Origin of the sequence: Bacillus sp. AFS059628 (assembly GCF_002571225.1) — a bacterium.
GTDB lineage: Bacteria > Bacillota > Bacilli > Bacillales > Bacillaceae_G > Bacillus_A.
The window spans coordinates 119,558-140,688 of record NZ_NVEC01000017.1 but is presented as its reverse complement, the minus strand read 5'-3'; the positions used below and the strand labels follow the sequence as shown (position 1 = coordinate 140,688).

The 21,131-nt window shown below is 34.1% G+C and carries 24 protein-coding genes; 19 read left to right on the top strand and 5 right to left on the bottom strand.

Annotation, left to right across the window (positions count from 1 at the left end; genetic code table 11):
- Nucleotides 1–52: 52 nt before the first annotated feature.
- Together COL05_RS07930 and COL05_RS07925 are read right to left on the bottom strand one after the other, a co-directional pair.
- Nucleotides 53–559 (bottom strand): GrpB family protein, encoded by a 507-nt coding sequence (locus tag COL05_RS07930; RefSeq protein WP_098668193.1) that lies wholly within the window; start codon nucleotides 557–559, stop codon nucleotides 53–55.
- A 39-nt stretch (nucleotides 560–598) separates the two neighbouring features.
- On the bottom strand, nucleotides 599–1,444 hold the full coding sequence (locus tag COL05_RS07925) for an oxidoreductase (RefSeq protein ID WP_218937598.1): 846 nt from the start codon (nucleotides 1,442–1,444) through the stop codon (nucleotides 599–601).
- Between the two features lie 194 nt (nucleotides 1,445–1,638).
- On the opposite strand from COL05_RS07925, the gene COL05_RS07920 reads away from it, so the two are divergent.
- The 5 genes from COL05_RS07920 (at nucleotide 1,639) to lpdA (ending at nucleotide 6,960) form a co-directional block, all read left to right on the top strand.
- On the top strand, nucleotides 1,639–2,118 hold the full coding sequence (locus COL05_RS07920) for a DinB family protein (protein ID WP_098668191.1): 480 nt from the start codon (nucleotides 1,639–1,641) through the stop codon (nucleotides 2,116–2,118).
- Nucleotides 2,119–2,287: 169 nt separating this feature from the next.
- A complete protein-coding gene (gene acoA / locus COL05_RS07915; protein ID WP_098668190.1) occupies nucleotides 2,288–3,286 on the top strand; it encodes an acetoin:2,6-dichlorophenolindophenol oxidoreductase subunit alpha in 999 nt (332 codons plus the stop codon).
- A gap of 17 nt (nucleotides 3,287–3,303) precedes the next feature.
- Entirely contained in the window at nucleotides 3,304–4,338 is a 1,035-nt protein-coding gene (acoB, locus tag COL05_RS07910) for an acetoin:2,6-dichlorophenolindophenol oxidoreductase subunit beta (protein ID WP_098668189.1), read from the top strand.
- Nucleotides 4,339–4,365: 27 nt separating this feature from the next.
- Nucleotides 4,366–5,565, top strand: a complete 1,200-nt coding sequence (locus COL05_RS07905) for a dihydrolipoamide acetyltransferase family protein (RefSeq protein ID WP_098668188.1) — start codon at nucleotides 4,366–4,368, stop codon at nucleotides 5,563–5,565.
- Between the two features lie 15 nt (nucleotides 5,566–5,580).
- Nucleotides 5,581–6,960 (top strand): dihydrolipoyl dehydrogenase, encoded by a 1,380-nt coding sequence (lpdA, locus tag COL05_RS07900; protein ID WP_098668187.1) that lies wholly within the window; start codon nucleotides 5,581–5,583, stop codon nucleotides 6,958–6,960.
- Nucleotides 6,961–7,042: 82 nt separating this feature from the next.
- On the opposite strand, the gene COL05_RS07895 is transcribed toward lpdA, so the two are convergent.
- The gene (locus tag COL05_RS07895) at nucleotides 7,043–7,639 is read right to left on the bottom strand and encodes a hypothetical protein (RefSeq protein ID WP_098668186.1); all 597 of its coding nucleotides are present in this window, start codon (nucleotides 7,637–7,639) and stop codon (nucleotides 7,043–7,045) included.
- Between the two features lie 221 nt (nucleotides 7,640–7,860).
- On the opposite strand from COL05_RS07895, the gene COL05_RS07890 reads away from it, so the two are divergent.
- Nucleotides 7,861–8,553, top strand: a complete 693-nt coding sequence (locus tag COL05_RS07890) for a DUF4085 family protein (RefSeq protein ID WP_098668185.1) — start codon at nucleotides 7,861–7,863, stop codon at nucleotides 8,551–8,553.
- Here the strand turns inward: COL05_RS07890 and COL05_RS07885 are convergent.
- Nucleotides 8,546–9,037 (bottom strand): hypothetical protein, encoded by a 492-nt coding sequence (locus tag COL05_RS07885; RefSeq protein WP_098668200.1) that lies wholly within the window; start codon nucleotides 9,035–9,037, stop codon nucleotides 8,546–8,548. The genes COL05_RS07890 and COL05_RS07885 overlap by 8 nt on opposite strands.
- A gap of 195 nt (nucleotides 9,038–9,232) precedes the next feature.
- On the opposite strand from COL05_RS07885, the gene COL05_RS07875 reads away from it, so the two are divergent.
- From COL05_RS07875 to COL05_RS07840, 7 genes are all read left to right on the top strand, one after another.
- On the top strand, nucleotides 9,233–10,003 hold the full coding sequence (locus COL05_RS07875; RefSeq protein ID WP_098668183.1) for a DeoR/GlpR family DNA-binding transcription regulator: 771 nt from the start codon (nucleotides 9,233–9,235) through the stop codon (nucleotides 10,001–10,003).
- A gap of 12 nt (nucleotides 10,004–10,015) precedes the next feature.
- Nucleotides 10,016–10,567, top strand: a complete 552-nt coding sequence (locus tag COL05_RS07870) for a GNAT family N-acetyltransferase (protein WP_098668182.1) — start codon at nucleotides 10,016–10,018, stop codon at nucleotides 10,565–10,567.
- Nucleotides 10,568–10,571: 4 nt separating this feature from the next.
- Nucleotides 10,572–10,910 carry an NIPSNAP family protein gene (locus COL05_RS07865; protein ID WP_098668181.1) on the top strand — a complete coding sequence of 113 codons (339 nt, stop codon included), beginning with the start codon at nucleotides 10,572–10,574 and terminating at the stop codon, nucleotides 10,908–10,910.
- Between the two features lie 314 nt (nucleotides 10,911–11,224).
- Nucleotides 11,225–13,075, top strand: coding sequence for a sigma-54-dependent Fis family transcriptional regulator (locus COL05_RS07855; RefSeq protein WP_098668179.1), 1,851 nt, complete (start codon nucleotides 11,225–11,227; stop codon nucleotides 13,073–13,075).
- Between the two features lie 113 nt (nucleotides 13,076–13,188).
- Nucleotides 13,189–13,446 carry a DUF3977 family protein gene (locus tag COL05_RS07850; protein ID WP_098668178.1) on the top strand — a complete coding sequence of 86 codons (258 nt, stop codon included), beginning with the start codon at nucleotides 13,189–13,191 and terminating at the stop codon, nucleotides 13,444–13,446.
- A 132-nt stretch (nucleotides 13,447–13,578) separates the two neighbouring features.
- On the top strand, nucleotides 13,579–13,818 hold the full coding sequence (locus tag COL05_RS07845; RefSeq protein WP_142337393.1) for a DUF3953 domain-containing protein: 240 nt from the start codon (nucleotides 13,579–13,581) through the stop codon (nucleotides 13,816–13,818).
- 126 nt (nucleotides 13,819–13,944) lie between these two features.
- The gene (locus COL05_RS07840; RefSeq protein ID WP_098668177.1) at nucleotides 13,945–14,403 is read left to right on the top strand and encodes an SRPBCC domain-containing protein; all 459 of its coding nucleotides are present in this window, start codon (nucleotides 13,945–13,947) and stop codon (nucleotides 14,401–14,403) included.
- 71 nt (nucleotides 14,404–14,474) lie between these two features.
- On the opposite strand, the gene COL05_RS07835 is transcribed toward COL05_RS07840, so the two are convergent.
- Entirely contained in the window at nucleotides 14,475–15,086 is a 612-nt protein-coding gene (locus tag COL05_RS07835) for a TetR/AcrR family transcriptional regulator (protein WP_098668176.1), read from the bottom strand.
- A gap of 159 nt (nucleotides 15,087–15,245) precedes the next feature.
- Here COL05_RS07835 and kynU point away from each other — a divergent pair, with 159 nt between their 5' ends.
- From kynU to COL05_RS07805, 6 genes are all read left to right on the top strand, one after another.
- Nucleotides 15,246–16,532, top strand: coding sequence for a kynureninase (gene kynU, locus COL05_RS07830; RefSeq protein ID WP_098668175.1), 1,287 nt, complete (start codon nucleotides 15,246–15,248; stop codon nucleotides 16,530–16,532).
- Between the two features lie 2 nt (nucleotides 16,533–16,534).
- Nucleotides 16,535–17,164, top strand: coding sequence for an arylformamidase (gene kynB, locus COL05_RS07825; protein ID WP_098668174.1), 630 nt, complete (start codon nucleotides 16,535–16,537; stop codon nucleotides 17,162–17,164).
- Nucleotides 17,165–17,196: 32 nt separating this feature from the next.
- Entirely contained in the window at nucleotides 17,197–18,036 is an 840-nt protein-coding gene (gene kynA / locus COL05_RS07820; RefSeq protein ID WP_098254560.1) for a tryptophan 2,3-dioxygenase, read from the top strand.
- Nucleotides 18,037–18,557: 521 nt separating this feature from the next.
- Complete coding sequence (locus tag COL05_RS07815; RefSeq protein WP_098668173.1) at nucleotides 18,558–19,487, top strand: DUF3994 domain-containing protein; 930 nt, start codon at nucleotides 18,558–18,560, stop codon at nucleotides 19,485–19,487.
- A 40-nt stretch (nucleotides 19,488–19,527) separates the two neighbouring features.
- Entirely contained in the window at nucleotides 19,528–19,743 is a 216-nt protein-coding gene (locus tag COL05_RS31630; RefSeq protein ID WP_218937597.1) for a putative quinol monooxygenase, read from the top strand.
- Between the two features lie 400 nt (nucleotides 19,744–20,143).
- Complete coding sequence (locus COL05_RS07805; protein ID WP_098668172.1) at nucleotides 20,144–21,061, top strand: serine hydrolase domain-containing protein; 918 nt, start codon at nucleotides 20,144–20,146, stop codon at nucleotides 21,059–21,061.
- The last annotated feature ends 70 nt before the right edge of the window (nucleotides 21,062–21,131 follow it).

Here is a 21,131-nt window from a genome sequence, read left to right as displayed (position 1 = left end):
GGTGAGGGCTGATAATCAGTGGGGATGAAGAAAACCCCCACTGATTAAAGTTTCACTTTATTTTGGCTAATATAGATGTAATGAAATTCGTTTTATCCTCAGCATATTGATGTTTATCATTAGGATTAGCTTGTGAAAGTTGAATCTTTAACTGTTCATACTGGATACGAGAAGTTTTGTTGTTTATTAAGTAATCTCTGAATTGTAATTGCTCTATTAAATATGTATTTCCTTGTTCATACATATGAATTTGATGAGTTCGTGGTTCTCCTTTATTAAAATAATATCGCTCAGGTAGTACATTTTTTCTATATTTATAGTTAAGTAGTTCTAACTTTTTAATACATGTTAAACCGTCCTTATAATTTTTTATTTCGATTGCAATATCAATAATTGGCTTTGCGCTTAAATGTGGAATAGAGGTACTACCAATATGGTGTATCGCTAAAATATATTCGCCAATTTGTTCCTCAATGAATTGTTTCTCTTTCATATATTCAATTTCCCATTGCTCAGTCCACGGAACTAAAAATACTTGTCCATATGGTAAACCTAACATTTAATTGCACCTCTTTCAAAATGGTTTTCAAAAAGTCTATTACATTTTCTTAAAGGTTCTCAAAACAATGTATTCCCACAATCTCCAAGGAAGAATCTTCTTTGCAAAGATCATAAATTTTACACCTTTTCCAATCGGATATCGTAAATTCGTTCGCTTAGATTCAGCGATTTCTACAATTTTATTAGCAACATCTATCGGATTACCAAATGTATCACTGCCGCTATTAATATGTTTTTGTATTTTATTCATATATTCTTTGTAAGGAGAAGTGGTATCAGATTGGTTTGTAGCTAGTTGTTTACCAACTTCCCATATATTTGTGTTATAAGAACCAGGTTCCACTAAAGCAACATCTATTCCGAAAGATTTTACTTCTAAACGAAGGGATTCACTCCAGCCTTCTAATGCATATTTTGAAGAAACGTAAGGGGATAGACCAGGGAATCCAACTTGACCACTAATGCTGCTTATATTAATGATTTTCCCACTTTTTTGTTCTCTCATATAAGGTAATACAAGTTGAGTAATTGATATAGCTCCAAAAAGGTTCGTTTCAAATTGTTTACGGTATTCCTTTACTGGAATTTCTTCTACAAAGCCCCCATTTGCATATCCTGCGTTATTAATAAGTAGATCTACTCTATTTATTTCTTTTATATATAATTGAAAGTTATGTATAGAGTTTTGATCGGTTACATCTAATTGTTGAACTGTTATGTTTTGCTGCAAGTTGAGTTGAGTAGCTTGAGATATTAAGTTCGCTTGTTTTTCAAGGTTTCGCATTGTAGCGATAATTAAATAATCTTTTTTTGCGAGTTCGAGTGTAGTTAATAGTCCAAATCCACTTGAGGCTCCTGTAATAATTGCGACTTTTTTGTTCATTTTCTGCCAGCTTTCTTTTTCTTTTATCATAACGAGTTATGATAAGAAAATCTATTATTCTATCATTCATTTTGAAAGAAGTACCCATTCATGTTATACGAGCTTTTTTAACGACTTTTAAAAGAGGGAATTATATGGACTTAGCGTATATAGAGAAGTGAGTATGAATACGTTAATGAAATGAGGGAAGAAAAATGGCCCATGTGAAAGATGTATTAGCAGATCAATTATTGGCGAATGCAAACGATCCTAGTTGGTATATTCCATTTTCAGATGCAGTGAAAGATTTATCAGAGAGGGAAGCTTTCTGGAAACCGAATGAAGAGAGTAATAGTATAGCTGAAATTGTACAACACTTACTGTATTGGAACTCAACGTGGCAAACTAGATACAAAGAATCAAATGTGAATGCCGTGCCCGCAATTGGTGATAATAACAAAAGTTTTATGCTTTCAGATAATCAATCTTTCGATGAGTTAAGAGAAAAACTACTAGAGAAACTGTTACAATGGCAAAAGCTTATAGATGAAGAGAAGGTTGAAAGTGACGTAGTTGGATTTCCTGTTTCTGCAAAGTGGTGGGAAGTATTAGCCAATGTAACAACTCATAATGCTTATCATATAGGTCAAATTATTTACATCCGGAAGTTACAGAAGAGTTTTGATCCTGAATAAAATAATAATTCTCAAATTAGGTGAACAAAAGTGGACAAAACGAGACAGATGTCTCATTTTGTCCACTTTTTTATTTTGAAAGAAAAGAGAAAACCTATTAAATCAAGGATTAGAATTTGGCATAGTACTTGCAATATAAAAGATGAACAAAAAAATAGGAGGGCTGAACATGTTAAAAACAACTGAAAGTAAAGGGAATGAAATTACGAAAGAACAAGCTCGTTGGATGTATGAAAAAATGTTAGAAATTCGTAAGTTTGAAGATAAGGTGCATGAATTATTCGCGCAGGGCGTTTTGCCAGGTTTCGTTCATTTATACGCAGGTGAAGAAGCAGTAGCAGTTGGTGTATGTGCCCACTTAACGGATCGTGACAGTATTACAAGTACACATAGAGGACATGGGCATTGTATCGCAAAAGGTTGTGATTTAAACGGGATGATGGCTGAACTTTTTGGGAAAGCGACAGGGTTATGTAAAGGGAAAGGCGGTTCCATGCATATTGCTGATTTAGATAAAGGAATGCTTGGTGCAAATGGGATTGTAGGCGGAGGTTTTCCACTTGCTTGCGGCTCAGCATTAACAGCTAAATATAAAGGAACGAAAGATGTAAGTGTTTGTTTCTTCGGTGACGGAGCAAATAATGAAGGTACATTCCATGAAGGGGTTAATTTAGCTGCGATTTGGAAGTTACCAGTTATTTTTATCGCAGAAAATAACGGTTACGGTGAAGCAACGACATTTGAATATGCTTCAAGTTGTAATTCCATTGCAGATCGCGCGAAAGCTTACAATATTCCAGGTGTTCAAGTGGATGGAAAGGACTTGCTTTCAGTGTATAAAGCGGCGGAAGAAGCAGTAGAACGTGCGCGTAATGGCGGTGGTCCAACAATAATTGAATGTATGACATATCGAAATTACGGTCATTTCGAAGGTGAAGCGCAAACGTATAAAACTTCAGAAGAAAAAGAAGAACATTTAAATGAAAAAGATGCGATTGTGAATTTCCGTAAGTATTTAATTCATGAAGCTTTATTAACTGAATCTGAGCTTGTAGATATGGAAAGGGCAGTAGATGAAGCAGTGCAAAAATCAATTGAATTTAGTGAAAATAGTCCATATCCAGAGAATGAAGAGTTATTAAAAGATGTATACGTTTCTTACAAATAAGAGGAGGGTGAAAAATAATGACTAGAACAGTAAGTATGTCAACTGCAATTAATGAAGCGATGAAAATCTCAATGCGTCGTGATGAAAACGTAATTTTAATAGGAGAAGACGTTGCAGGTGGTGCACAAGTTGATCACTTGCAAGATGATGAGGCATGGGGCGGTGTACTCGGCGTTACAAAAGGACTTGTACAAGAGTTTGGCCGAAATCGTATTTTAGATACTCCAATTTCAGAAGCAGGTTATATGGGAGCGGCGATGGCAGCTGCGGCAACAGGACTACGTCCGATTGCTGAATTAATGTTTAATGATTTTATCGGTAGTTGTCTTGATCAAGTATTAAACCAAGGGGCAAAGTTCCGCTATATGTTCGGTGGTAAAGCGAAAGTGCCAGTTACAGTACGTACGATGCATGGTGCTGGATTTAGCGCAGCGGCACAGCATTCGCAAAGTTTATATGCGTTGTTTACGAGCATTCCAGGTATAAAAGTTGTCGTTCCTTCTACTCCGTATGATGCAAAAGGCTTATTATTAGCGGCAATTGAAGATGATGATCCAGTAATCTTCTTTGAACATAAAACACTTTACAATATGAAAGGTAAAGTGCCGGAAGGATACTATACAATTCCATTAGGAAAAGCAGATATAAAACGTGAAGGTTCTGATGTAACAATCGTCGCAATTGGAAAACAAGTTCATACAGCACTTGCAGCTGCTGAGCAATTATCGAAAAAAGGACTTGAAGTAGAAGTAATCGATCCACGTTCTTTATCACCGCTTGATGAAGATACGATTTTAGCATCAGTTGAAAAAACAAATCGTCTTATTGTTATTGATGAAGCAAATCCAAGATGTAGTATCGCAACAGATATTGCGGCAATTGTAGCGGATAAAGGATTCGATTTATTAGATGCGCCTATTAAACGAATTACAGCACCACATACACCAGTTCCATTCTCTCCACCACTTGAAAAGTTATATTTACCAACGCCGGAGAAAGTAATTGAAACTGTATCAGAAATGATCGGAGACCAATCTTTATTACATGTGTAATGAAACGATGAGAAGGGAGAGAGAAACATGGCTGTAGAAGTTGTAATGCCGAAGTTAGGTATGGCGATGAAAGAAGGTATTATTACGAGCTGGAATATTAAAGCAGGTGATCATGTAGCAAAAGGTGAACTAATTGCTAGTATTAACTCAGAAAAAATCGAAACGGAAATAGAAGCACCAGCGGATGGAACTGTTATTGATATAGCTGTAAGTGAAGATGAGGGCGTTCCACCTGGCACTGTCATTTGCTATATCGGTAAGCCGAACGAAAAGGTAGAAGTCTATGAAAGTAAAAATATTGTAGAAGAAAAAATACCTAACCCTGAGCCTGAAAATATCCAACATCCAGAACCATATGCGAAAGAAGTGGCGAAGCAAAGAATCAAAATTTCACCTGTAGCGAAGAAAATTGCAAAGTCTGAAAATCTAGATATCGAGGCATTAGTTGGTACAGGCCCCGGCGGAAGGATTACAAAAGTAGACGTATTAAAAGCGATTGAAGAAAGAGTAATAATTCCAGAGATACTTGAACAAGAAGAAAGTAAAGTCATTCCTATTACTGGTATGCGAAAAGCAATTGCGAATCGTATGCATGCAAGCCTACAAAATAGTGCGCAATTAACATTAACGATGAAAGTGGATGTTACAGATTTAGTAGCTTTACATAAAGAAATAGCGGAAGTTGTACAAAAACGGTACGATAACAAACTAACTATCACGGATTTCGTTTCTCGTGCTGTTGTATTAGCGCTTAAAGAGCATAAAGAGATGAACAGCGCTTATATAGATGATGCCATTCATCAATTTGAACATGTTCATTTAGGCATGGCGGTCGCGTTAGAAAAAGGACTAGTCGTTCCAGCTATTCGCTTTGCAAATGATCTATCTTTAGTAGAACTATCTAAAGGGATTAAGAATGTGGCACAAAAGGCACGAGCAGGGAGTTTAAGTAGTGATGATATGCAAGGAACAACCTTTACAATTAGTAATTTAGGTAGCTTCGGTATTGAATATTTTACGCCAGTATTAAATACACCTGAAACTGGTATTTTAGGTGTAGGGGCAATTGAACATGTTCCTGTATATAAAGGGAAAAAATTAAGAAAAGGAAGTATGTTACCTTTAAGTTTAACATTCGATCATCGTGTATTAGATGGTGCACCAGCAGCTGCATTTTTACACACAATTAAACGTTATTTAGAAGAACCTGTAACAATTCTTTTATAAAGAGAAGGTGAGAGAATGAGTAAACTAGTCGTTATTGGAGGTGGGCCTGCTGGTTATGTAGCAGCAATTACCGCGGCTCAAAGTGGAAAAGAAGTCACTCTTATTGATGAAGCTGATCTTGGTGGGACTTGTTTAAATGTTGGTTGTATGCCTACGAAATCATTGTTAGAAAGTGTAGAAGTGCATGACATTGTGAGAGAAGCGAATCATTATGGAGTTATGCTTAACGAAGGAAGTATTTCAGTTGATTGGAAGCAAATACAGGCGAGGAAATCACAAATCGTAACGCAGCTCGTCCAAGGAATTCAATATTTAATGAAGAAAAATAAAATAAAAGTTATACAAGGTAAAGCAAGATTTGAAACGGATCATCGTGTGAGAGTTACACACGGTGATAAAGAAATTGTAGTAGATGGAGAACAGTTCATTATTGCGGCAGGTTCAGAACCGACTGAATTACCTTTTGCTCCATTTGATGGGAAGTGGATTTTAAATAGTAGCCATGCAATGTCCCTAGAAAATATACCGAAATCATTGTTAATCGTTGGTGGTGGTGTAATAGGGTGCGAGTTTGCCAGTATTTATAGTCGTCTTGGAACAAAAGTTACGATTGTTGAAATGGCACCGCAATTATTACCTGGTGAAGATGGAGATATCGCACAAATATTAAAAGAGAAACTGGAAAATGACAACGTAGAAATATTTACAGAAGCAGCTTTAAAAGGATTAAATAATTATAAGCAGCAGGCTTCATTTGAATATGAAGGAAGTATCCAAGTAGTCAATCCGGAATTTGTTCTCGTTTCTGTCGGTCGAAAACCACGTGTGCAAAAATTAGGTTTAGAAAAAGCGGGTGTTCAATTTTCAAATAAAGGAATTGCTGTGAATGAACATATGCAAACAAATGTATCACATATTTACGCAGCAGGTGATGTGATTGGCGGAATCCAGCTTGCTCACGTTGCCTTCCATGAAGGAACTACGGCAGCATTACACGCGAGTGGAGAAGATGTAAAGATAAACTACCATGCTGTACCTCGCTGTATTTATACAGCTCCAGAAATTGCCAGTGTCGGTTTAAGTGAAAAATTAGCAAGAGAGCAATATGGTGATATTCTTATCGGGGAGTTTCCTTTTTCAGCAAATGGAAAAGCGCTTATTATTGGAGAACAAACGGGTAAAGTAAAAGTTATTGTGGAGCCTAAATATCAAGAAATTGTAGGTATTTCTATTATCGGTCCTCGTGCAACCGAACTGATTGGACAAGGAACCGTAATGATTCATACGGAAGTTACTGCTGATATTATGAGAGATTATATTGCAGCGCATCCAACTTTATCTGAAGCGATTCATGAAGCGTTATTGCAAGCCATAGGACATGCTGTACATGCTTAGATGGAAATATAATAAACCACTATTCTCTAAATGAATAAGAGAATAGTGGTTTGAATTTTTACAGAAAAAATTGAATATCCTATTATTTTTTTACATCAATCGCTGAAGTAATATCATTCCAATCAGCAGCTAAATTAGCAGTTTTACCGTACCAATCAGCATGTTTGAATACAACACCTTTTCCATAGCCTTGTGTTGAAGTGTGCTCCCAAAGTGTCGTTGAATAACTCGCTGAAGGCGATGCTGTACTTACAGAAGAAATTCTGTCATTCCAGCTAGAAGGTAAGTTTTTAAAACCGCTGCTCCAGTAAATATATTGGCCACCTTTATCTTTATGTTCATAAAAATCAGTACTACCAGCACCGCTACCTAAAGGATTAATTTTATTTTTAAGTGCTTTTTTATCCTTTTCAATATAAGCATCTAATGTTTCACGGCTAGTAAAACCGTAAGCTAACCAATCTCCATTTTCATTTTGCTCTGGTAATACCATAGTAATTTGGATATCTTTCTTATCCTGATCACTTACTTTTGTAAGTGAATTAACATTCTGTTCATCCACTTTTAAATAATCAAAAGACTTAATTGTGTTACTTTTTTCTTCAGCACTCGCTACTCCTAGTCCTACAGTTAATGCAAATCCCGCTACTAATGTACCTGCTACTAATTTCTTCAACATATAACCATCCCTTTTTGTTTAGATTTTTGTACAGGTGAATCTTTGTACTAGTAAAATGTATTCTAATTATCTACTATTGTAAATATTCTGAAGTTTTAGAAATAATAGGCGGAATATTTACAGTTTTGTATTTTTTCTTTAGAAAAAACGGTTATTGGAATGATATAATAAATAGATGTATTGCCTTTGTTGGATGTTAAAATGTTTTAGGGGGAAAGTCTTTGAAGTATTTTAATAAAGATTGGTATAAAGAAATGCAAGTATCTGGATTTTTAATTTTTCCAGAAACAGTAGAAGAATGGGAAGAGATGTTACGAGAGAGCGAAAAGTTAGGAATAGATTATAAGCAAAGTTTAAGAGAAGACGTGGAAGAAAAGAAAGAAGATTTATTAAAGTTTCTCCCTAAGTCATTACATCCATATATTCATGACAATACAATTAATTCAGAATACCCATCGGAAAAGTTAAAGAAACTTATGCTTGAGTGGACTGAAGATTATGAGAAAAGAATGAATGATTTAGAACAAGCTTGTATAGATAATTATAATATTATAAAAGAAAAGCTCGCGCAGAATGTCGTTAAACTACATGAATACTCACTACATGATAGTGTGGTCAAATCAGTAGAGAGATTATCAAAAGATACGCTAATTATTGCTTTGGATTGCAGCGGTACGTTCAGTGAATTTGATAAACTGCAAGTAACTTTTACAGGGGTAACGAAATGTTCTATTCCGGAAGATTTTGAAGGTGCTTGGTGGTTATGTCATGAAATAGATCTTACGAATGAAGGGTTCGAATTGGGTGTTTTATTTGATTGTCCATTTGAAGAAGTGACGATTTGTGCAAAAGGCGTACTGCTTGAGATAAGTTTACAAATAAAAAACAGTCTTATAGGACTGTTTTTTATTTAGATGCTAAATTATCAAGTTTCCAATATGTATCTGTTAACGGCGCAGCTTTGCTATCTATGTATAAATATATATGATTTAAATCTTTTGGTGAAGTTTTCATATTAAATTCAATGTCGCTAGTTAAAGAAAACTCAGATGGAACCTTTTTAGCATTTTCATTTTGTATAACTTCACCTTCGTATTTTTTACCCGTTTTTTCATCTTTTATGAAATATTTTATTTCTGAAAGATCTATCGTTTGTCCGTCAGCACGAGCGTTATTTATAGTAACACGAGCTGTGAGACGCCACTCTTTGTCTATTTTTTCGAATTTAGCATTTTCAACAGTTGCTCTATAGTATTCATTTTTAACTATTTCCCCATAGTGCATTGCATTTTTTTCAAGAGCGCTCTTTTCTTGTTTCGGTGCAGTATTCCCACTACATCCTGCCATAAGTCCTGTAAATAATAATGCTGTACAAGTTACTTTCATTATAGATTTCATAATAATTTCTTTCTGTGTTAAAAAGTAAAACATAGGAATAATTTTACATGAATAGGAAGGAAATGGAATAGAAAGAGGGAAAAAGCTGAATAAAACAGAGTGAATAAGAATTGAAAATATTGTAAAACGGAAGAGACATGCATATAATTAAAATAAAAATAAAGTTTCAGAATCTTCAATGACGGCGGTGGATACATGTTTACTGAAGAGCGTAGAGAGAAAATTTTAGAATTACTTAAGAAAAACGGAAGGGTAATTGCTAAAGATCTTGCGGAAAGTTTCGATATGTCTATTGATTCTATAAGAAGAGATTTGTCTATTATGGAGAAGGATGGCTTGTTAAAAAGAACACATGGAGGTGCAATCGAACTTACTAGAGTAAGAAATTTAACTGCTGAACCATCGAAATGTTATCGTGATAGTTCACTAGGTGAAGAAGCGATTGCGAAAGTTGCTGCATCCTACATACAAGAAGGAGATTCCGTTTTTATTGGCGGAGCTTCTATCCATTATGCAATGTTAAAGTATTTACCTGAAACGTCATTTACAGTGATTACGAATGCTTTAGAAATTGCTAGTAAGTTACGGGATTATAAGAATGTAGAAACGTATTTAATTGGTGGAAAGATGAAACCATCAGGAAATATGACAGATACACTTGCCTCTGAAATGATCAGTAGGTTATCAATTGATATTTATTTCTCTACAGGTGTTGGCATTTCATTGAATGGTATAAGTACTACAACGCCGGAAGTTGCTTATTTTGGAAAAACAGTAAGTAAAATTGCTAGAAGAAATATTTGTTTAGCTCCGCATGCTAAACTTGGAAGAGATTGCTTTATTAAAGGAGAGTCACTGAGAGAAATTGAACTTATAATAACAGATGAAGAAGCTCCTAAAGAAATGATTCAACAATTTGAGAAACAAGGCAAAGAAATTTTGATAGCATCAATAGACTGCATTTAAAAGGAGTTTAAAATGATTATAAAAGAACAAGAGTTTCATATAAATGGATTAACTTACACAATTCGTTCAGCAGCTGAAACGGATGCGGAGCAATTATCGAAGATTAGAGTTCAGATCGATGGCGAAACTGAAAATATGGATAGAGAAGCTGGAGAGGGATTTATAGATAAAATAGGTTTTCAAAAAAGAATAAAAGCAGATAGTGAAGAGGTGAAGAATCTCTTTTTAGTTGCAGAAGTGCACAACCAAATTGTAGGGTTTTCAAGATGTGAAGGATCAAATTTGAAAAGATTATCCCATAAAGTAGAGTTTGGCGTTTGTATTTTAAGAGAGTTTTGGGGATATGGAATCGGGAAGAGTCTCTTGCAACAATCTATTCAGTGGGCTAATGAAAATGAAGTAAAAAAGATATCATTACAAGTGTTAGAGACAAATGAAAAAGCCATTCAGCTGTATAAAAAATTAGGTTTTGAAGTAGAAGGTATTTTGAAATATGATAAAAGACTGTCGGATGGGAAGTATTATAATACGGTTGTAATGGGAAGATTCATAAAAGAGGTGTAGTGGGATGTTTTACAGAAGAAAGTACTATATAGTAAAGAATGAATTTGTAGAAACATTTAATGAGCATTTTACTAACACGAACTTACCCAATCAATTAAAGCATGGTTCCAGGTTAATAGGACGCTGGATGAAAGATAATAATGATGGAACAACAGAAATATTCGCCATATGGGAATATGATAGTTATGACCAGTATAAAGACATTAAATCGAAAATTAGAAACGACAAGATACATGTTAACAGAATACATGAGTGGTATGAAAAACATGGCGGAAGAGAATATGTTTTACAGAAGTACATATTAGAGTTAAAAAATGAAGAGTTAGTATGTACTGTAAAGTGATTGAAGAGTGATGCATAATGGGAATGAAAACAAAATTATATTTTAGTTTAGCATCCACTATTTTATTTGCAATAGCGTTGATAGTTTTCTTTATAAACGGCAATCCACAAAAGTGGTTTTGGTCATGTGTTTTCTTTGCGTCTATCATACAAAATATAGTTTTACTAAAAAAGAATAAAGAAGCGCATTAAGATATTCAAATTATTAACATATTTGTGTCGTCTTTCTAGATTTATTGAAAACGCTTTTATACAGTTTTATAATAAAAGTATGTTTTTACAGATCTCCAAAACAATGAATAGGGAGATGATACAATGTTAGCTTCACCGTTTTACTTACATACATGGAAAAAGTTTGTTGATGAAGGAGTCCTTGATTCGAAACGTATTAACGAAAGAATTTCAGAGTCATGGCATCGATGTAAACAAGCAAATGTGAATCCTCATATGAATAAAGGTCAGAAAATTTTGTCTTCTAATATTTTTCAGGATCAAAAGAAAAAGAGTGAAATCTTCCTAGATATAGCAATACCTCTAATACAAAAAATGAGAAAAACCATTGATGAACTGCAAATGATGGCATTATTAATTGATCCAGACGGTTACGTTCTATCGTTAAGTGGAAATCAACAAACGTTGAAACGAGCGAAACACATTAACTTCATTGAAGGTGTGAAATGGACGGAAGCAGCTGTTGGTACAAATGCGATAGGAACCGCGTTACAGATTGAAGAGGCTATTATGATAAGTGGTACAGAGCATTATTCTGTCGCATCTCATAGCTGGAGCTGTGCGGCTGCTCCCATTCATAATGATGACGGGAAATTAATAGGAGTTCTAGATTTCTCTTGTCCAATTGAATTTTCCCATCCGTATATGCTCGGGATGGTAACTTCGATTGCACATGCGATTGAACGTGAATGTAGTATTCGAGTGCATCAAAATGAATTACATTTAATCCATCGTTTTTTAGATGTAGTTGACAGTGATGAACAAGTTGTTATTTGTAATCATCGTGATGTTATCGTTTCTGCAAGCAAGAAGGTTCGAGAACGAGTTTCTAATTGGTCACGAATGAAACTTGAAGATCTAATGCAAAATGGATTGAAACCTAAGTTAGAGGTACCAGTATATAGTAATGATAGAATGATTGGGAAATGTATTTATGTAAAGGAAAATAAACAAGGAAATGTATTTTCTACTTCCCCATCTATAAACGGAATTACTTTCCCTGGAGTTATTGGGACAAGCGATGCATTTCAACATACTTTAGACGAAATTAAGCTAGTATCTCCAACTGACGTTAGTGTATATGTTTGTGGTGAAACAGGTGTAGGGAAAGAATATGTAGCGAGAGCGATTCATGAAAATAGTCCAAGAAAAAATGGTCCTTTTATAGCTGTTAACTGCGGTTCATTGCCGAAAGAATTAATGGAAAGTGAATTATTCGGTTATGCTGAAGGTGCATTTACAGGTGCGCGGCGCCACGGATATAAAGGGAAATTCGAGCAAGCAGACGGTGGTACAATATTTTTAGATGAAATTGGTGAAGTGCCGCCAGAGATGCAAGTCGCATTATTGCGTGTTTTACAAGAACGAACAGTAACCCCAATTGGCAGTTCAAAAGAGATACCAGTAAATATTCGTATCATTACTGCGACACATAAAGATTTATTGCGATTAGTAGAAGAAGGGAAATTCCGTCAAGATTTATACTATCGTTTACATGTGTATCCGCTATATGTTCCATCGTTAATAGAAAGAATAGAGGATATTCCGTACTTCATACAACATTTTTGTGAACAAAAAGATTGGAATGTTGTATTTCCAAAGAGTATCTGTAATCAATTTTTACAGCATACATGGCCCGGAAATATTCGAGAGTTATTAAATGTATTAGAACGTATTTACATTTTGTCGCAAGGACGGGAAATATGTGAAAAACAAATCTCTTTTTTATTACAAACAATAATGGGAAATCAACATCAACTTGCATTGCAAGCAGAAAATAAAACAGAGCATACATTAAATTTCCGTGAAAGAATACAGCGTGATAGCATGATTGAAGCGCTAGAAAAGACGAACGGAAATGTTTCGTTAGCCGCAAAACTGTTAGATGTACCTCGAAGTACATTTTATAAACGAATGCAGAAATATAAGCTATAAAGTAGATTTTTGTAATCTACTTTTTTCTTTGTGAGCTCATGTTCTGTCGGAATGTGCGCTTGCCGGGGAAATAATAAAATAGTTGAAAATAAATTTCCGAAAGGGGGACTTATGTGAAGTATATTGAAATTGGTATTGGAAATAGGTGGTTCGTTCGAACAGAAACAGAAAATACAGATGGAACTGAACTTGAGGAACGAGGAATTATAAAACCTATTTATTTTGAGTCTTTATATGTACGAATTTGGTTTCGGAAATCATGTTTTATTTTCGATACGAAAGAAGGGTTTAAAAAGGGTAAGAAGAGGAGGATTGAATATAAATTTATAGTTGGGATTGTAAGTAGAATGAATAAAGAAAAGGTGTACTGACATAAGTCGTTATATTGGCTAGGAAATTCTTTGGACCTATATCAAATTCATAAAAAGCAATTTTGTAAATATAAATTGTTAAGAAAGTCGCTAAGGAAACTTAGTGGCTTCTTTTATAGGAGGGATTTACGTATGAATAGAATCTTAACAATTTTACTTGCAATTATTGTAATGGGGTATTCCATTTATAGTTGGGATGATGCTTCGAAACAAAGTGTACTAATTTTACAAACACTGTTAGGATTTATGTTAGTTAGTATGGGGGTACAAAATTTCAAAAATAAAGAAACAGAAAATAGGAGTATAGGAATTGCTTTACTACTTGTTGCTTTATTTTTAATTATTGTATCGTTTATAAAATATTTTAAATGATTTTCTTATGACAATAAGCATTCTCAAAATAAAAGTTAAAATTCTACTTGTATTTCACTATATAAAATATGGCATAATGATTTAGTTAATATAGAATTGGATAGGGTATTTGAGAGGGGCAGTTTAATGAGTTTCGCACTAGAAATAGTAATAAAAGCACCAATTGATGTAGTTTGTGACTATATTGTAGAAGATGAAAAAATAAAAGAATGGAATACGTTTATAATAGAAAATCGTTATCCTTCAAATATGGATAAAGAGAATCCATGTGTAGGAGATACATATATCTCTGTTCAAAAAGTCGGTAAGAAAATAATTGAGGCAGAAGTAGAAATCATTGAATACGATGCACCACATATTATTTCGCTAGGAAGTGAAATGAAGCAAGGTTATTCAGCGATGACTTATATGTTAGAAGAAGATGAGGAAGGTACAGCACTAACATTAATTTCAGAATATGAACCTAGTAATTTTTATTATAAAATTATGTATAAGTTAACAGGTTGGATTTCACGAGGCTTGACTATGGAACAAATGGAGCGTCTAGCAGAATGTGTAGAAACTGCTTATAATAAAGAAAATTAATATTAGTTACCATACCCAGATAAAATATTTTTATAAATGTAAAATAGCACACCTTATTTATTGAAGGTGTGTTATTTATATAACCCGGTCGTATACATTTCCGTCAATGTATGTACTATCTCTTCTAACTCTAATTTTTTATCATTTTTCACAATCGTCCAAAGAAACATCTCATTCATTGCGAACCAAGCACGTGCTACAATTTCTTTATTTAATTCAGGCTGTGCTAATCCATTTTCTTGAGAGTAGGTAATATCCTGCGTAATATTGTTTATAAAGCGTTCCCGTATCTCGTCCCATTTTTGACGTATCTCTTTTGATAATCCGATCGCTTCTTCTACTACTTGTAGAATAGCTCGTTCTTTCTTTGCTAGTTGCAGAAATGCTCTAACTTGATTTTGAATCATTTTATATGCTTCTTCTTTTGTTTGAGGTGAAAAGGAGCGCTCGGCAATATCATAAAATTGATTCATGACATCTTCCATTAAAACGATGAGGAGGTCATCTTTGTTTTTAAAGTATACATATGCCGTTCCATAACCGGTTTCTGCATGTTTAATAATTTGTGTAATTGTCGTTTTTTGAAATCCGTTACGTATAAAAATAGTGTAACCAGAGTGTAATAGTTTTTTCTTTGTTTCTAAGGAGCGGTGTTTTCTTGATGAAAGAGTACTGTTTTTCAAAGAATCACCTCTTTATACTGAAATATCTGAAAATATAACTGTATTGTAAAAGAAATTCACATATAAAGTCAACTGACATAATATCATTGACGTTATATCAAGTAAGGTGATATATTTCAATTAGTTAGAATAAAAAGAAAATTAAAAGAAGGTGACACCATGTATAAAGAACCATTTCAACCGAGTTATGAATATGTGCTTGAATGTGATAAACATGATGAACTGAAAGATTTTCAAACTGAATTCTATAAAAAAGAAGGAACGATATATTTAGATGGAAACTCATTAGGGCTACTTTCAAAAAGAGCAGAGAAATCATTACTTACGTTGCTCGATTCATGGAAGGAGTATGGAATTGACGGCTGGACTGAAGGAGAGCATCCGTGGTTTTTCCTTTCAGAGAAATTAGGTGAATTGACTGCGCCTCTTATTGGAGCTTTACCGGAAGAAACAATTGTAACCGGTTCCACAACGACGAATATTCACCAAGTAATTGCGACGTTTTATGAGCCGAAAGGAATACGTACAAAAATCCTTGCTGATGAATTAACATTTCCGTCAGATATATATGCACTTCAAAGTCAAATTCGTTTAAAGGGCCTAGATCCAGATGAGCATTTAGTACGAGTGAAGAGCCGAGACGGTAGAACACTTTCTGAAGATGATATTATTCAAGCAATGACAGATGACATCGCGTTAATTTTATTGCCTTCTGTACTATATAGAAGTGGACAAATTCTTGATATGAAACGTTTAACAATGGAAGCTCATGAGCGTGGTATTCATATTGGATTTGATTTATGTCATTCAATCGGTTCCATTCCGCATCATTTCAAAGAGTGGGATGTTGATTTCGCGATTTGGTGTAATTATAAATACTTAAATGCGGGACCTGGTGGTGTTGCAGGGCTTTATGTAAATAAAAAGCACTTTAATAGACTTCCGGGATTATCAGGTTGGTTTAGTTCTAGAAAAGATAAGCAGTTTGATATGGAACATACATTAACAGCTGCTGATCATGCAGGTGCTTATCAAATTGGGACACCACACGTATTAAGTACTGCACCTTTAATCGGTTCTCTTGAAATGTTTAAAGATGCTGGTATAGAACGTTTACGCGAAAAATCATTACATATTACAAGATACATGCTTAATTTGATTGATCATGAATTAAAAGATTTCGGATTTACAATTGGAAATCCATTTGAGGATGAAAAACGAGGCGGTCACATTTATTTAGAGCATGCAGAAGCAGCACGCATTTGTAAAGCGTTAAAAGCAAATGGAGTTATCCCTGATTTCCGTGCACCTAATGGAGTAAGACTTGCACCGGTCGCTTTATATAACACATACGAAGAAGTATGGAAATCTGTACAAATATTAAAGAAAATAATGAAAAATGAAGAGTATAAGCAGTTTGAAAATAAACGAGAGGTTGTGGCCTAAGTATGAAAACATCAGAGTGGATTGATATTTCACAACCGCTAAATAATGATATTGCTACTTGGCCAGGGGATACACCATTCTCGTATAAAGTTTCATGGTCAAAAGAAGAGAGTGGTTCAGTAAATGTCGGAAAGTTAACGATGAGTATTCATACAGGCACTCATATTGATGCACCGTTTCATTTTGATAATGAAGGAAAGAAAGTAATAGACTTAGATGTTCAAGTTTATGTCGGACCAGCGCGTATCATAGATGTTTCGAATCTTGAAAGCATCGGGAAAAAGGAATTGGAAAACTTTCATTTAGAAGGCGTAGAACGGTTGTTGTTACGCACATCTTCACATGGTAAAGCGAATGAATTCCCAGATGTAATCCCGCATTTACGTGCGGATATAGCACCATTTCTTTCAGAAAAAGGTATACGTTTAATCGGAGTGGATGTACCATCAGTTGATCCATTAGATGATAAAGAATTAGCAGCACATCATCAATTATTTCAACATGGCATACACATTTTAGAAAATGTCGTACTAGATCACGTAGCAGATGGCGATTATGAATTGATCGCATTACCACTTGCCTTAACAGAGGCAGATGGCAGTCCAGTTCGAGCAGTTATTAGACCAATATAAGTAGAAATATATAAAAGGGGCGTTTGGCTAATATGAAAGAAAATGAAAAGGTAATTATGGAAAAAGGGATTCATACGGACTTTAAAGAGAATATGACGTATGGGGAGTATTTACAATTAGATAGTTTACTATCTTCTCAAAAGAGATTATCAGACCATCATGATGAAATGTTATTTATCGTAATTCACCAAGCAAGTGAACTTTGGATGAAACTTATTTTACATGAGTTAAACGCAGCAATTGAATCTATTAAACAAGATAAATTACAACCAGCTTTTAAAATGTTAGCACGTGTATCAAAAATTCAGTCTCAAATTATTCAATCTTGGGATATTCTTGCGACATTAACGCCATCAGAGTACATTGAGTTTCGTGACTCGCTCGGTCAAGCTTCAGGTTTTCAATCGTATCAATACCGTATGATTGAGTATGCGCTTGGTTATAAAACACCACATGCATTAAAAATTTATGAAAAAGATCCAGAATTACACGCTCGACTTTATACAGCGCTACATGCACCAAGTTTGTATGATGTGGCAATTCAAGCACTTGTAAAAGAAGGATTCCCTATTCATAAAGATGTGTTAAATCGTGATATTACACAGCCTTATGAAGAAGATGCAACGGTAGAAGCAGCATGGTTAGAAGTGTATGCCGATGTGAAAAAATATTGGAACTTATATCAGCTTGCTGAAAAATTAATTGATATCGAAGATTGGCTACAACAATGGCGTTTCCGTCATATGAAAACGGTGGAACGCATTATCGGACATAAAATGGGAACAGGCGGCTCTTCTGGTGTATCGTATTTAAAACGAGTACTTGATCAATGTTTCTTCCCAGAGCTTTGGAATGTTCGCACGAAATTATAAAAAAGAAAACTGTCAGTAATGAACTGTAAACTGGTACCTGTAGTTAAGACACTTGAAAACGAGTGTTTTTACTACGGGTATTTTTTATATACTTGAATTTCAAGATATGGGGATTAGGGGACATCATGAGTAAAATAATATTTTCAACTAAAGAGATAAAAAACTTCAAAACAATTCAAATGTACAACGATTTAGCGGTATAACTAAATTTGATAGATGTATTCAAATTAGAAAATAAATAGACAAGAATGGAGTAGGGTGTTATTAAAGTAAAAATAAAAAAGTTAAGTCTTATTGTTTTGAGGTCGTAAAAAGTGCTCCAAAACACTGAGGAACCAATAAGGGGAATTTTTTAAAAGCAGACAGAGCGGGATTTACTACAATCATAAACTTGTTTTCATTTTGTTAAAACACTCAAAATCCCTATTAATTATGAGAAAATTTCATATCTTATTTATAAAATTTATGTTATGGTACAATATGTAAAATAATTACAATGTTTTCTAAGGGGAGGATACATAATGAAAGCAAAGAAACTAGTAAGTTTTGCGATACCGATTATGTTATTGGCAGGTTGTGGTACTGATAAAATTGACGCAAAACCAAAAGAAAAAGTAGAGTCTAAGTCAGAAACTAAGGATAAGTTATCAAAAGAGCAGTATCCAGTTCGTATGACTGGTTTATCTTCTGAATTAATGAATAAAATTTCTTCTATAACTGAGATAGCATTAGATAAAACGAAGGACGAAAAGGATCTAGTAAAAGGGTTGGTAAAAGAAGAAGCTGAGTTACAAAAGACTATTACCAAGTTTGATAAAATAGAACCGCCTAAAGAGTATCAAGACTCACATAAAGAAATATTAAAGGCGGTAGACTGTTATAGTAAAGCATATGCAATTCAAGCTAAAATGGCAAAAACGAATGCTAAAGACATAGATAAGTCAAAAGCAAAAGAATCAATGGAGTTAATCAAAGAAGGTAATGGTTATTGGAAAGCTGGTTTCAAACCAATTGAAGATGCCACAGTAAAAAAAGCAAACGCTCTTGGTTTTGATACAGGGACAAAAACTGATACTCCTTCAACTGCTAAATCCGATGATGATAATGTGCAAATATCCGCAGACGGTAAAGAGTTATTTGGCTCGTGGGGTAGTTACAGAGGTTCTGAGTTTCATAAAGGTTTAGACTTTAGAGAAGATAATTCATTCACGGCTTATGATGATACTGGTAAGACTTCTTATGAAGACAACCATATGACAGGTACGTGGTTATATAATGCAGATAAGAAGCAAGTAACTTTGATTCCTACTGAATTTGTTAAAGATGGTAAGAAGATAGATGCTAGACAAATGAATGCGGTAGTAGATTATACAGTTGAGTTTCTCAGAGCAGGTTCTTTAAGAATGGTAGATAATAAAGGTAACAAATTAGAAGTAGAAAGACAGAAGTAGATATTGTTTTAAAAAAGGTTTTACATGAATTTTGATATGGATGAGTTATAATAACAAAAACGTAATTCTCTATAGAAGATTTCGAATTAAAAGTGGGAAAAAGGAAGAATTCAAAGAACCACTATCTGCTAATATGAGAGCGATGGAACATGAACTAGCTTTTGTAAGTGCTGTTCTTTCAGATAATATTGATAATCCAAATGAGGTTACTCTTTTTGAAATTTGGAAAGGAACGTTAGCTAGAAGAACTTCCTAAACCTTATAGAAATACATATGAGAATAAACTAGTAGATTTAATCGATGAAAGAATAATTAGTTATCTTACACCAACGAATGAGTGGCGAACTAATTTATCAAACGAAAAAGTAAATTAATAAATAATTTAAAGAGTGACTTGTCTAAAAAACAGGTTGCTCTTTCGCATTTAAAGAAAGTATGGTTTACTATAACAATTATCGATATTAGTGGAACTTAAAGAAGCTGACTCCCATTCAAAATAGGAATCAGCTTCTAATTGCTTAATCTCTTTTTTAATATGTCTTTGACATAGTTACCAGATTAACTGGCAGGTTTGTTTTTTATTTGAACACAAGTATGTTTTAATGAAAGCTACAAGATATAATAAATTAGGTAATGATTTAATTGGAGGTAAAGTTTTGGATTTCAAGCAACTAGAAAATAAATTTGAAAAGAAAAAAGTAAATACATTTCTTGTTTATCAAAAAGGTGAGTTAACAACTAAATATTATAAAACGTTAGAGTGTGAAAATAATCTATTTAAAATAAACTCGATTACAAAAAGCATTGTATCTATATTAATTGGTATTGCAATTGATAAAGGATATATAAATGATATACATACACCGATTATAGAGTGGATTGAAAATGTATCTAATGAAAAGCGGGATTTGACTCTTTATCATCTATTAACGATGACTACAGGTGAGGATTGGAAAGAGTTCGGAAATGGAGTAGTGTTCCCAAATGATTTTGTAGAATCGGAAAACTGGGTGCAGTACATAATAGAAAAACCAATAATGGAAGAACCAGCTACAAAAATGAATTATAACTCAGGGTCTTCTCACTTGCTGAGCTATATTATTCAAGAAGCTACTGGAATGCCGACAGAACAGTTTGCGAAAAAATATTTATTTGATCCATTAGAAATTACCGAGTATGAGTGGCAACAAGATCCGCAAGGTATACATGTTGGCGGTTTCGGTATGAAAATGAAATCTAAAGATTTATTAAAGCTCGGAATATTATGCTTGCAGCATGGATATTGGCAGGGGAATGAAATTGTATCATCGAAATGGATAGAAGAATCAAGTACAGCTCTATTTGAAACGTATGAACATGTAGGGGCGTATGGATATCACTGGTGGGTTTTGAATAACGAAAGATTTCACATACCGTATTGTATATACTTTGCTATGGGATATGGCGGGCAATACATCGTTGTCATTCCACAGTTAGAGCTTGTTGCTGTTATAAGTAGTCATATGCCAAAACGTGGACTTATTCCATTGAAATTGTTTATTGAGCATGTACAGGAGCAGTATAGGTTTAAATAAGCAGACAGAATGTATGAAAGGTGTAAATATAGGAATGGAGTTTAGAAATGAAAGAACCCGCACTGTTTAA

Bases quoted from the DNA above. Each gene is read 5' to 3' on its own strand.
- COL05_RS07930 (WP_098668193.1), bottom strand. From the start codon at position 559: ATGTTAGGTTTACCATATGGACAAGTATTTTTAGTTCCGTGGACTGAG.
- COL05_RS07925 (WP_218937598.1), bottom strand. From the start codon at position 1,444: ATGAACAAAAAAGTCGCAATTATTACAGGAGCCTCAAGTGGATTTGGA.
- COL05_RS07920 (WP_098668191.1), top strand. From the start codon at position 1,639: ATGGCCCATGTGAAAGATGTATTAGCAGATCAATTATTGGCGAATGCA.
- acoA (WP_098668190.1), top strand. From the start codon at position 2,288: ATGTTAAAAACAACTGAAAGTAAAGGGAATGAAATTACGAAAGAACAA.
- acoB (WP_098668189.1), top strand. From the start codon at position 3,304: ATGACTAGAACAGTAAGTATGTCAACTGCAATTAATGAAGCGATGAAA.
- COL05_RS07905 (WP_098668188.1), top strand. From the start codon at position 4,366: ATGGCTGTAGAAGTTGTAATGCCGAAGTTAGGTATGGCGATGAAAGAA.
- lpdA (WP_098668187.1), top strand. From the start codon at position 5,581: ATGAGTAAACTAGTCGTTATTGGAGGTGGGCCTGCTGGTTATGTAGCA.
- COL05_RS07895 (WP_098668186.1), bottom strand. From the start codon at position 7,639: ATGTTGAAGAAATTAGTAGCAGGTACATTAGTAGCGGGATTTGCATTA.
- COL05_RS07885 (WP_098668200.1), bottom strand. From the start codon at position 9,037: ATGAAATCTATAATGAAAGTAACTTGTACAGCATTATTATTTACAGGA.
- COL05_RS07875 (WP_098668183.1), top strand. From the start codon at position 9,233: ATGTTTACTGAAGAGCGTAGAGAGAAAATTTTAGAATTACTTAAGAAA.
- COL05_RS07870 (WP_098668182.1), top strand. From the start codon at position 10,016: ATGATTATAAAAGAACAAGAGTTTCATATAAATGGATTAACTTACACA.
- COL05_RS07865 (WP_098668181.1), top strand. From the start codon at position 10,572: ATGTTTTACAGAAGAAAGTACTATATAGTAAAGAATGAATTTGTAGAA.
- COL05_RS07855 (WP_098668179.1), top strand. From the start codon at position 11,225: ATGTTAGCTTCACCGTTTTACTTACATACATGGAAAAAGTTTGTTGAT.
- COL05_RS07845 (WP_142337393.1), top strand. From the start codon at position 13,579: ATGAATAGAATCTTAACAATTTTACTTGCAATTATTGTAATGGGGTAT.
- COL05_RS07840 (WP_098668177.1), top strand. From the start codon at position 13,945: ATGAGTTTCGCACTAGAAATAGTAATAAAAGCACCAATTGATGTAGTT.
- kynU (WP_098668175.1), top strand. From the start codon at position 15,246: ATGTATAAAGAACCATTTCAACCGAGTTATGAATATGTGCTTGAATGT.
- kynB (WP_098668174.1), top strand. From the start codon at position 16,535: ATGAAAACATCAGAGTGGATTGATATTTCACAACCGCTAAATAATGAT.
- kynA (WP_098254560.1), top strand. From the start codon at position 17,197: ATGAAAGAAAATGAAAAGGTAATTATGGAAAAAGGGATTCATACGGAC.
- COL05_RS07815 (WP_098668173.1), top strand. From the start codon at position 18,558: ATGAAAGCAAAGAAACTAGTAAGTTTTGCGATACCGATTATGTTATTG.
- COL05_RS31630 (WP_218937597.1), top strand. From the start codon at position 19,528: ATGAGTTATAATAACAAAAACGTAATTCTCTATAGAAGATTTCGAATT.